Annotated in this window: 9 protein-coding genes; 4 read left to right on the top strand and 5 right to left on the bottom strand. The window is 66.0% G+C overall.

What is annotated here, in order from left to right; translation table 11 throughout:
• Positions 1-45: 45 nt before the first annotated feature.
• The 4 genes from pheA to mtnA form a co-directional block, all read right to left on the bottom strand.
• On the bottom strand, positions 46-1,140 hold the full coding sequence (gene pheA / locus NMG10_RS03955) for a prephenate dehydratase (RefSeq protein WP_254463855.1): 1,095 nt from the start codon (positions 1,138-1,140) through the stop codon (positions 46-48).
• Entirely contained in the window at positions 1,140-2,225 is a 1,086-nt protein-coding gene (gene serC, locus NMG10_RS03960; RefSeq protein WP_232856434.1) for a 3-phosphoserine/phosphohydroxythreonine transaminase, read from the bottom strand. Before serC ends, pheA begins: the two co-directional genes overlap by 1 nt.
• A gap of 231 nt (positions 2,226-2,456) precedes the next feature.
• The gene (gene gyrA / locus NMG10_RS03965) at positions 2,457-5,219 is read right to left on the bottom strand and encodes a DNA gyrase subunit A (RefSeq protein WP_254463856.1); all 2,763 of its coding nucleotides are present in this window, start codon (positions 5,217-5,219) and stop codon (positions 2,457-2,459) included.
• Positions 5,220-5,467: 248 nt separating this feature from the next.
• Entirely contained in the window at positions 5,468-6,544 is a 1,077-nt protein-coding gene (mtnA, locus tag NMG10_RS03970) for an S-methyl-5-thioribose-1-phosphate isomerase (RefSeq protein WP_203647632.1), read from the bottom strand.
• 111 nt (positions 6,545-6,655) lie between these two features.
• On the opposite strand from mtnA, the gene NMG10_RS03975 reads away from it, so the two are divergent.
• The 4 genes from NMG10_RS03975 to NMG10_RS03990 all read left to right on the top strand — a co-directional run bounded on the left by NMG10_RS03975 (position 6,656) and on the right by NMG10_RS03990 (position 10,297).
• The gene (locus NMG10_RS03975; RefSeq protein ID WP_232856436.1) at positions 6,656-7,981 is read left to right on the top strand and encodes a TRZ/ATZ family hydrolase; all 1,326 of its coding nucleotides are present in this window, start codon (positions 6,656-6,658) and stop codon (positions 7,979-7,981) included.
• Positions 7,982-8,044: 63 nt separating this feature from the next.
• On the top strand, positions 8,045-8,743 hold the full coding sequence (gene ubiG, locus NMG10_RS03980; RefSeq protein ID WP_050704607.1) for a bifunctional 2-polyprenyl-6-hydroxyphenol methylase/3-demethylubiquinol 3-O-methyltransferase UbiG: 699 nt from the start codon (positions 8,045-8,047) through the stop codon (positions 8,741-8,743).
• A 2-nt stretch (positions 8,744-8,745) separates the two neighbouring features.
• Complete coding sequence (gene mupP / locus NMG10_RS03985; protein WP_102684341.1) at positions 8,746-9,417, top strand: N-acetylmuramic acid 6-phosphate phosphatase MupP; 672 nt, start codon at positions 8,746-8,748, stop codon at positions 9,415-9,417.
• A gap of 139 nt (positions 9,418-9,556) precedes the next feature.
• Positions 9,557-10,297 carry a YciK family oxidoreductase gene (locus NMG10_RS03990; protein WP_203647634.1) on the top strand — a complete coding sequence of 247 codons (741 nt, stop codon included), beginning with the start codon at positions 9,557-9,559 and terminating at the stop codon, positions 10,295-10,297.
• Between the two features lie 244 nt (positions 10,298-10,541).
• Here NMG10_RS03990 and NMG10_RS03995 read toward each other — a convergent pair whose 3' ends face one another.
• The gene (locus NMG10_RS03995; RefSeq protein ID WP_203647635.1) at positions 10,542-11,327 is read right to left on the bottom strand and encodes a TenA family transcriptional regulator; all 786 of its coding nucleotides are present in this window, start codon (positions 11,325-11,327) and stop codon (positions 10,542-10,544) included.
• Between the last annotated feature and the right edge of the window lie 23 nt (positions 11,328-11,350).

Here is an 11,350-nt window from a genome sequence, read left to right on the forward strand (position 1 = left end):
ACAAGCCTGCTCCCACGAGGCCCGCGATGAACCTTGAAACATACGTCAGAGCACCGCCTTCGGATACGACCCCAGCACCTTCAGCGCCACAGCCTCCTGGCTGATCTGCTCCAGCACCGCCTTGATCAGCGGATCGCGGTGATGGCCGACGAAGTCGATGAAGAACACGTAGGTCCACTTGCCGCTGCGCGACGGACGGGTCTCGATGCGCGTCAGGTCGATGCCGTTCTCGTGGAACGGTACCAGCAGTTCATGCAGCGCGCCCGGCTTGTTGCTCATGGAAACGATGATCGAGGTCTTGTCGTCACCGGTCGGCGGCACTTCCTGGCTGCCGATCATGAGGAAGCGCGTGGAGTTGTCCGGGCGGTCCTCGATCTTCTCGGCCAGACGGGTCAGCCCGTACAGGTTGGCCGCCATGTCACCGGCGATCGCCGCCGAATTCCACTCGCCCTTGACCCGCTTGGCCGCCTCGGCGTTGCTGGAGACAGCCACGCGCTCGACGTTCGGGTAATGGGCATCCAGCCACTTGCGGCACTGGGCCAGCGACTGGGCATGGGAGTAGATGCGGGTGATGCTGTCGGTCTTGGTGTTCTCGCCCACCAGCAGGTGGTGGTGGATACGCAGCTCCACCTCGCCGCAGATGACCATGTCGTGCTCGAGGAAGCTGTCCAGCGTATGGCTGACCGCGCCCTCGGTGGAGTTTTCCACCGGCACCACGCCGAAGTTGACGGCACCGGCCGCCACTTCGCGGAACACCTCGTCGATGGCCGCCATCGGACGGCTGACCACGGCGTGACCGAAGTGCTTCATGGCCGCCGCCTGGGTGAAGGTGCCTTCCGGGCCGAGATAGGCGACTTTCAGCGGCTCTTCCAGGGCCAGGCACGAGGACATGATCTCGCGGAACAACCGCGCCATCTCTTCGTTGTCCAGCGGCCCCTTGTTGCGCTCCATGACGCGCTTGAGCACCGCGGCTTCCCGCTCGGGGCGATAGAACACCGGCGCCTCGCCTTCGGCCAGCGACGCGGTCTTGACCTTGGCCACTTCCTGGGCGCAACGGGCGCGCTCGCTGATCAGCTCGAGGAGCTTCTCGTCGAGGCTGTCGATGCGCACGCGCAGGGCCTTGAGTTCCTGGTCGGACATCAGCCGTGCTCCTTCTCGAATTCAGCCATGTACTGCACCAGCGCCTCGACGGCCTCCAGGCCCAGGGCGTTGTAGATCGACGCGCGCATGCCGCCGACCGAACGGTGCCCCTTGAGATTGAGCAGGCCACGGGCGTCGGCGCCGGCCAGGAAGGCCTTGTCCAGGCGCTCGTCGGCCAGGCGGAACGGCACGTTCATCCACGAACGGGCGTTGTGGCTGATCGGGTTGGTGTAGAACTCGCTGGCGTCGATGAAGCCGTACAGGCGGTCCTTCTTGGCGCGGTTGCGCTGCTCCATGGCCTCGACGCCACCCTGCTCCTTGAGCCATTCGAACACCAGGCCCGAAAGGTACCAGGAATAGGTGGCCGGGGTGTTGTACATCGAACCGTTGTCGGCCGCGATCTTGTAGTCGAGCATGGTCGGGCAGCTGCTGCGGGCGTGGCCCAGCAGGTCTTCACGGACGATCACCACCACCAGGCCGCTGGGGCCGATGTTCTTCTGCGCGCCGGCGTAGATCATGCCGAACTGCGACACGTCGGTCGGACGCGAGAGGATGTCGGAGGACATGTCGACCACCAGCGGCACGTCGCCGGTCTCGGGCACCCAGTCGAACTGCAGGCCGCCGATGGTCTCGTTGGACGCATAGTGGACGTAGGCCGCGTTCTTGCTCAGCTGCCACTCGTTCCGGCCCGGGATGGCCAGGTAGTCGTAGGGCTTGGCGCTGGCGGCGACGTTGACGTTGCCGAAGCGACGCGCTTCCTCGATGGCCTTCTTCGACCAGATGCCGGTCTCGATGTAGTCGGCGGTGCCGTTCTCCGGCAGCAGGTTCAGCGGAATCTCGGCGAACTGCTGGCTGGCGCCGCCCTGCAGGAACAGCACCTTGTAGTTGGAGGGGACGGACAGCAGGTCGCGCAGGTCCTGCTCGGCCTTTTCGGCGATGGCCACGTAGTCGTCGCTGCGATGGCTCATTTCCATCACCGACAGACCCTTGCCGCGCCAGTCCAGCATTTCGGCCTGGGCACGCTGCAGGACAGCATCGGGAAGCGCGGCGGGGCCGGCGCAGAAGTTAAAGGCTCGTTTGCTCACATCCACTCTCGCTCTGCCAAATAGAACAAATCGTAAATCTTCGATGCCAGCGGAAACCCTGTGGGAGCGGGTTTACCCGCGAACAAGGGCGAAGCCCTTGCCATGCACCGCGGTGTCTTCTTCGCGGGTAAACCCGCTCCCACAGGTTATGCGACCAACCTGCGGATCGGGCCAGGCCCTTATCAGTCAAACGGGGCGACCTTGGTCGCCCCGTTCGGGTTGTTGCTTCGGTTATTCCTGAGGCGCCTCTTCGGCACCGGCGTTGTCCTCGCCCGCCGCATCGAGCGGGGCGCCCTCCTCATCCGTCTCGACCAGATCGTCGAGCTCTTCCTCGGAAGGCTCCTGGACACGCTCCAGGCCTACCAGCGTTTCGTCGGTGGCCAGCTTGATCAGCGTAACACCCTGGGTGTTACGGCTCAGGCTGGACACTTCGCCGACCCGGGTACGCACCAGGGTGCCCTGGTCGGAAATCAGCATGATCTCCTCGCCTTCCTGCACCTGGATGGCGCCGATCAGCAAGCCGTTGCGCCCCTTGGTGCCCATGGCGATCACGCCCTGGCCGCCACGGCCGCGACGCGGGAACTTGGACAGCGGGGTGCGCTTGCCGAAGCCACGCTCGGAGGCGGTGAGGATCTGCGCGCCGGACTCGGGGATCAGCATGGAGATGATCTGCTGACCCTTGCCCAGTTTCATGCCGCGCACGCCACGGGCGGTACGGCCCATTTCGCGGACCACGCTCTCGGCGAAGCGGATCACCTTGCCGGCGTCGGAGAACATCATGACTTCCTTGGCGCCGTCGGTGATGGCCGCGGCGATCAGGGTGTCACCTTCCTTGAGCTTCAGGGCGATCAGGCCGTTGGAGCGCGGACGGGCGAACTGCACCAGCGGGGTCTTCTTCACGGTGCCGGAGGCGGTGGCCATGAAGATGTAGGCGCCGGTCGGTTCGGCGGCCCACTCAGGGGTGTCGCCGTCTTCCTCGTCGATCTCTTCGGCTTCCACCAGCTCGCCTTCGATCACGCTGTCGTCGCTGTCTTCCAGTTCCTCGTCGGGATCTGCGTGCTGCTGCAGCGCCTCCAGGTCGATCTGCAGCATGGCGGTGATGCGCTCACCTTCCTCCAGCGGCAGCAGGTTGACCAGCGGACGACCACGTGCGGCGCGAGAGGCCTCGGGGATTTCGTAGGTCTTCTTCCAGTACACCTTGCCCTTGCTGGAGAACAGCAGCAGGGTAGCGTGGCTGTTGGCGACCAGCAGGTGCTCGATGTAGTCCTCGTCCTTGACGCCGGTGGCCGACTTGCCCTTGCCGCCGCGGCGTTGGGCCTGGTACGCGGACAATGGCTGGGTCTTGGCGTAACCACCGTGGGAGATGGTCACCACGCGCTCTTCTTCCGGGATCATGTCGCCGTAGTTGAGGTCGTGGCTGGCGTTGAGGATCTCGGTGCGGCGGACATCGCCGTACTCGGCGCGGATCGCTTCGAGTTCTTCGCGGATTACTTCCATCAGGCGCTCGGCGCTGCTGAGGATGCGGATCAGCTCGCCGATCTGCTCGAGGATCTCCTGGTACTCGGCCAGCAGCTTCTCGTGCTCCAGGCCGGTCAGGCGGTGCAGGCGCAGCTCGAGGATGGCCTGGGCCTGCTCCGGCGACAGGTAGTACTTGCCTTCACGCAGGCCGTACTGCTCCGGCAGGTCTTCCGGACGGCAGGACTCGGCGCCGGCGCGCTCGACCATGACCTGCACCGCGCTGGATTCCCAAGCGGTGCTGATCAGCGCTTCCTTGGCTTCGGACGGCGTCGGCGAGGCCTTGATCAGGGCGATGACCGGGTCGATGTTGGACAGCGCGACCGCCTGGCCTTCGAGGATGTGGCCACGCTCGCGGGCCTTGCGCAGCTCGAACACGGTGCGGCGGGTGACCACTTCGCGACGGTGGCGAACGAACGCTTCGAGCAGGTCCTTGAGGTTCAGCAGGCGCGGGCGACCGTCGATCAGCGCGACGATGTTGATGCCGAACACGCTCTGCAGCTGGGTCTGCTGGTAGAGGTTGTTGAGCACCACCTCCGGCACCTCGCCGCGACGCAGCTCGATGACGATGCGCATGCCGTCCTTGTCGGACTCGTCGCGCAGCTCGGTGATGCCTTCGATCTTCTTCTCTTTGACCAGCTCGGCGATCTTCTCGATCAGCCGCGCCTTGTTCAGCTGGTACGGCAGCTCGGTGACGACGATCTGCTGGCGGCCACCGACCTTGTCGATGTCCTCGATCTCGGAACGGGCGCGCATATAGATGCGGCCACGGCCGGTGCGGTAGGCCTCGATGATGCCCTGGCGACCGTTGATCTGGCCGGCGGTGGGGAAGTCCGGACCCGGGATGAACTGCATCAGCTCATCGACCGTGATGTCGGAGTTGTCGATCAGCGCCAGGCAGCCATCGATCACTTCGCCGAGGTTGTGCGGCGGGATGTTGGTGGCCATGCCCACGGCGATACCGCTGGAACCGTTGACCAGCAGGTTGGGGATCCTGGTCGGCATGACCGCCGGGATCTGCTCGGTGCCGTCGTAGTTGGGCACCCAGTCGACGGTTTCCTTGTGCAGGTCGGCCAGCAGCTCGTGGGCCAGCTTGGACATACGCACTTCGGTGTATCGCATGGCCGCGGCGTTGTCGCCGTCCACCGAACCGAAGTTGCCCTGGCCATCGACCAGCAGGTAGCGCAGCGAGAAGGGCTGGGCCATGCGCACGATGGTGTCGTACACGGCGGTGTCGCCGTGCGGGTGGTACTTACCGATCACGTCACCGACCACACGGGCGGATTTCTTGTACGGCTTGTTCCAGTCGTTGCCCAGTTCGCTCATCGCATACAGAACGCGGCGATGCACGGGCTTCAAGCCGTCACGCGCATCGGGCAGCGCTCGCCCGACAATAACGCTCATCGCGTAGTCGAGGTAAGACTGTCTCAGTTCGTCTTCGATATTGACCGGGAGGATTTCTTTGGCCAGTTCGCCCATGAGAAGCCTGATTCCTTTTTCTGGTGAAACTTCGCCTGATCCCTCGAAGGACGAACGAAGCTCGCCGCCGCAGCGCATATAGGGTGCGACGACTTACGACAAATCAATGAGTTGTGACATGGATCTGCGCAATGAAGGCCGCCGTAAAGAGCAGCCTTGGAAACTGCCGGATGGTATCACAAACACGGGACGCATGGGAGATGTGGCAGGTTGCCTTGCAGTGCCATCCAAACGGGTGAAAAAACGCCTCAATGGAGGCGCTTTCGACACATCAACTGGGCGATTTTCGCCGTATCCGGGCGCTCGACCACACCCTTCTCGGTAATGATCACATCAATCAGGTCCGCCGGCGTGACATCGACCACCGGATTGTAGGCCTCGACATCGGCCGTCACCTGGATGCCCGCCACTTCCAGCAGCTCTTCCTCGCCACGGGTCTCCAGCGGAATGTCCTCGCCGGTGGCCAGGTTCAGGTCGATGCTGGTGCTCGGCGCCACCACCATGAAGCGCAGGCCATGGTGCATGGCGGTCACCGCCATCTGGTAGGTGCCGATCTTCGCCGCCACGTCGCCATTGGCGGCGATGCAGTCGGCACCGACCACCACCCAGGTGATGCCCTTGGTCTTCATCAGGTGGCCCATGGCCGCGTCGGCGACCACGGTCACCGGCACGCCGTCGGCGGCCAGCTCCCAGGCGGTCAGGCGCGAGCCCTGCAGCCAGGGCCGCGACTCGCAGGCGTAGACCTGTTCGACCATGCCCTCCAGGGTCGCGGCGCGGATCACCCCCAGGGCGGTGCCGAAGCCACCGGTGGCCAAGGCGCCGGCGTTGCCGTGGGTGAGCAGGGCCTGTTCGCTGCCCTGATGGCGGCGGATCTGCTCGACGCCGAACTGGGCCATGGTCAGGTTGGCCTCGCGATCGCTTTCGTGGATGGCCACCGCCTCGGCCTCCATCACCGCCAGCACGTCCTCGCCGGGACGCAGGCGCTGCAGGCGTTCGCGCATGCGATTGAGCGCCCAGAACAGGTTGGCCGGGGTCGGACGCGCCTCGCCCAGCAACATGAAGTCTTCCTCGAGGGATTCCTCCCAGCCTTCGCCCTCGGCCAGTCTCCGGCGCAACGCCAGCACCAGGCCGTAGGCGGCGCAGATGCCGATCGCCGGGGCACCGCGCACGGCCATGTCGCTGATCGCCTCGGCCACCTCGGCCGCCTCGGTGCAGGCCAGCCAGCACTGTTCCAGCGGCAGCAGGCGCTGGTCGAGCAGGTACAGCACGCCGTCGCGCCACTCGATGCCCGTCACCGTCTCCGCCGCCATCAGTTGCTCGCGCATCGCCTCTCCCCGTCGCCCTGGCATCAAAAGCCGGCGATTATAGCGACCCTCAGCCGCGGACGCTCGGGTATACTGCGCGTTTAGCCGAACCGACCCAGGTATATGCCGCGCATGCCCACCGCCACTCCCCTCCTCGACCTGCTGCTTGTGCCGGACTGGCTGGTCCCCGTGGAGCCGGCCGGCGTGGTGCTCGAAGGCCATGCGCTGGGCGTTCTGGACGGCCGGATCGCCTGGCTCGGCCCCCGCGAGCGGGCGCCCATGGCCCGGGAGGTACGCGAGCTGCCCGACTGCGTGCTGACGCCCGGACTGGTCAACGCCCACGGCCACGCCGCCATGGTCCTGTTCCGCGGCCTGGCCGACGACCTGCCGCTGATGACCTGGCTGCAGGAACACATCTGGCCGGCCGAGGGCCGCTGGGTGGATGAAGCCTTCGTGCGCGACGGCACCGACCTTGCCATTGCCGAGCAGCTCAAGGGCGGCATCACCTGCTTTGCCGACATGTACTTCTTCCCCCGCGAGGCCTGCGACCGCGTGCACCAGAGCGGCATCCGCGCGCAGATCGCCGTGCCGTTGCTGGACTTCCCGATCCCCGGCGCGCGCACCCCGGACGAGGGCCTGCACCTGGCCATCGAGCTGTTCGGCGACCTGCGGCACCACCCGCGCATCACCGTCGCCCTCGGCCCGCACGCGCCGTACACGGTCAGCGATGCGAACCTGGAGAAGATCCGGGTGATCGCCGACCAGCTCGACGCACCGCTGCACATGCATATCCACGAGACCGCCGGCGAAGTCGAGCAGGCGCTCAAGGACAACGGCGAGCGCCCGCTGGCCCGCCTCGCCCGCCTGGGCCTGCTGGGGCCAAACCTGCAGGCGGTGCACATGACCCAGGTCAGCGACGAGGATCTGGCCCTGCTGGTAGAAAGCAACACCAGCGTGGTCCACTGCCCCGAATCCAACCTCAAGCTGGCCAGCGGCTTCTGTCCGGTGGAGCGCCTGTGGCAGGCCGGAGTGAACGTGGCGGTGGGCACCGACGGCGCCGCCAGCAACAACGACCTCGACCTGCTCGGCGAAACCCGTACCGCCGCGCTGCTGGCCAAGGCCGTCGCCGGCTCGGCCACCGCCCTGGACGCCCACCGGGCGCTGCGCATGGCCACGCTCAACGGCGCCCGGGCGCTGGGTCTGGAGGCGACGACCGGCTCGCTGGAAGTGGGCAAGGCCGCCGACCTGGTCGCCTTCGACCTGTCGGGGCTGGCGCAGCAGCCGGTGCACGACCCGGTCTCGCAACTGATCTACGCCACCGGCCGCGATTGCGTGAAGGACGTCTGGGTCGCCGGCCACGCCCTGGTGCTGGACCGCCGCCTGACGCGAATGGACGAGCAGGCCCTGGCCGCCAATGCCCGCGCCTGGGGAGCCCGCATCGGCGGGCGCAACGAATAACCGGGCGCCAGCCATGGCTGGCGCCCCGTGACACTTTCATAGAAGCTTCAGAGGACTGTTCAGATGAGCAACGTCGACCACGCCGAAATCGCCAAGTTCGAAGCCCTGGCCCACCGCTGGTGGGACCGCGAGAGCGAGTTCAAGCCACTGCACGACATCAACCCGCTGCGGGTCAACTGGATCGACGAGCGCGTCGCCCTCGCCGGCAAGAAGGTGCTGGACGTCGGCTGCGGCGGCGGCATCCTCAGCGAGGCGATGGCCCAGCGCGGCGCCACCGTGACCGGCATCGACATGGGCGAGGCGCCGCTGGCGGTGGCCCAGCTGCACCAGCTGGAGTCCGGCGTGGCGGTGGAATACCGGCAGATCACCGCCGAGGCCCTGGCCGAGGAGATGCCTGAACAGTTCGACGTGGTCACCTGCCTGGAGATGCTCGAGCATGTGCCCGATCCTTCGTCGGTGATCCGCGCCTGCTACCGCATGGTCAAGCCGGGCGGCCAGGTGTTCTTCTCGACCATCAACCGCAACCCCAAGGCCTACCTGCTGGCGATCATCGGCGCCGAGTACATCCTCAAGATGCTGCCGCGCGGCACCCATGACTTCAAGAAGTTCATCCGCCCCTCCGAGCTGGGTGCCTGGAGCCGCGCCGCGGGCCTTGAGGTCAAGGACATCATCGGCCTGACCTACAACCCGCTGACCAAGCACTACAAGCTGAACAACGACGTCGACGTCAACTACATGATCCAGACCCTGCGCGAGGAATGAGCATGCGCCTGCGAGCAGTACTCTTCGACATGGACGGCACCCTGCTGGACACAGCGCCCGACTTCATCGCCATCTGCCAGGCGATGCTCGCCGACCGCGGCCTGCCGGCCATCGACGACGCGCGCATCCGCGAGGTGATCTCCGGCGGCGCCCGCGCCATGGTCGCCGCGACCTTCGCCATGGACCCCGAGGCCGACGGCTTCGAGGCCCTGCGCCTGGAATTCCTCGAGCGCTACCAGCGCGACTGCGCGGTGCACAGCAAGCTGTTCGACGGCATGCCGGAGCTGCTGGCCGACATCGAGAAAGGCAACCTGTTGTGGGGCGTGGTCACCAACAAGCCGGTGCGCTTCGCCGAGCCGATCATGCAGCGCCTGGGCCTGGCCGAGCGCTCGGCCCTGCTGATCTGCCCGGACCACGTGAAGAACAGCAAGCCCGATCCCGAGCCGCTGATCCTGGCGTGCAAGACCCTGGACCTGGACCCGGCCAGCGTGCTGTTCGTCGGCGACGACCTGCGCGACATCGAGTCCGGCCGCGACGCCGGCACCCGCACTGCGGCGGTGCGCTACGGCTATATTCATCCAGAGGACAACCCCAACAACTGGGGCGCCGACGTGGTGGTGGACCACCCGCTGGAACTGCGCAAGGTGATCGACAGCGCGCTGTGCGGCTGCTGAAGAACCAACAGTCATAGACGCCCGTGGGAGCGGGCTTGCCCCGCGAGGCTGCCCGCCCAGGCAATGATGGTGTCCGCCCTGACGCCATCGCGGGGCAAGCCCGCTCCCACGGAGCTATGCCATCAACAGGGAACCCGTTATGTTCGACTACACCGCCCGCCCCGACCTGCTCAAGGGCCGAATCATCCTGGTCACCGGCGCCGGCCGCGGCATCGGCGCCGCCGCCGCCAAGGCCTACGCCGGCCTGGGCGCCACCGTGCTGCTGCTGGGCAAGACCGAGGCCAACCTCAACGAGGTCTACGACCAGATCGAGGCCGCCGGCCATCCGCAACCAGTGGTGATCCCGTTCAACCTGGAAACCGCCCTGCCCCACCAGTACGACGAACTGGCGGTGATGATCGAGGAGCAGTTCGGTCGCCTCGACGGCCTGCTCAACAACGCCTCGATCATCGGCCCGCGCACGCCGCTGGAGCAGCTGTCGGGCGACAACTTCATGCGCGTGATGCACATCAACGTCGACGCCACCTTCATGCTGACCAGCACCCTGCTGCCGCTGCTCAAACTGTCGGAGGACGCCTCGGTGGTGTTCACCTCCAGCAGCGTCGGGCGCAAGGGCCGGGCCTACTGGGGCGCCTATGGCGTGTCGAAGTTCGCCACCGAGGGGCTGATGCAGACCCTGGCCGACGAGCTGGAAGGCGTGGCGCCGGTGCGCTCGAACAGCATCAACCCGGGCGCCACGCGCACGGCGATGCGCGCCCAGGCCTATCCGAGCGAGAATCCGCAGAACAACCCGCTGCCCGAGGACATCATGCCGGTGTACCTGTACCTGATGGGGCCGGACAGCAAGGATGTGAACGGGCAGGCGCTGAACGCGCAGTAAAACCCATCGCGGAGCAAGTCGCATCGGCGAACCGCCGCTCCCACATATGCTGCACGACAACTGTAGGAGCGGCCTTGTGCCGCGATAGGGCTGCGCAGCAGCCCCAGGATTTCAGCGTTGATGCAGTAAAGCTGGGGCTGCTGTGCAGCCCTATCGCGGCACAAGGCCGCTCCTACAGCGAACGTGCAAGTTCATTGAGTGTGCGGTTTGCCGGCGAATAGGCCTGCAAATCCAACGACTATCCTCAGCCCGCCGCCAATGCCGGGCGCAGACGCCCCTGCTGACGCCCTTCGAGCTGCATGCAACGCTCCAGGAACAGGAACATGCAGTCGTAGCTCTTGCAGATCGCCCGACGCAGCTCGGTACGCAGCCCCAGCGTCGGGCTCTCGCCTGCCAGGGTGCAGATGATCTCCAGCGCCTCCCACGGGTGCGCGTCATCGTACTGCGCATGCATCTTCAGCCACTTCATCGCGCGCTTGCGGGTGTCCTCGGGGAAACCCTGGGCGTAGGTGTCCTCGGCGCAGACCACCGCCGACCACTCGCCGGTGGCACCTTCGATGGCGTAATTGGTGGCCGCCATGGCGATGGCCAGCGACTCCGTGGCGCACACCCGCCAGCACCAGTCGTTGAGGCCATTGAGCTCTGGCGGCACCTCCTGGGACTGCAGCTCATGCAGATGGACGCCGTGCGCCTGGCACCAGTGCACCCAGTAGTCGGCATGGTTGAGCTCGACCCGGATGTTGCGCATCAGCCAGCGACGCGCCATGTCTTCGCCGGGGTGTCGGGCGTAGCGGGTCTTGGTCAGGTTGTGGGCCATGTAGAGGGAGAACTGCTCGACCACCGGCCAGCCGCCGATCAGGTACTGGCGGATGGTCGACTGCTTGAGCTGGCCATCGCGCAGTCGCTGGTAGAACTCATGCTCCACCACCCGGCGCTTGCTTTCGCGGCAATCCTCTATCAGTTGTTGGGCCCACTGCGGATAACTGGCCGGATCCATCAATGGTCCGATCCTTACGAACGCGTCGATCACTGTCAGCTCCTTGATTCCCTGTG

It is taken from the genome of Pseudomonas sp. DVZ6 (genome assembly GCF_024259445.1).
GTDB classification, from domain to species: domain Bacteria; phylum Pseudomonadota; class Gammaproteobacteria; order Pseudomonadales; family Pseudomonadaceae; genus Aquipseudomonas; species Aquipseudomonas peradeniyensis.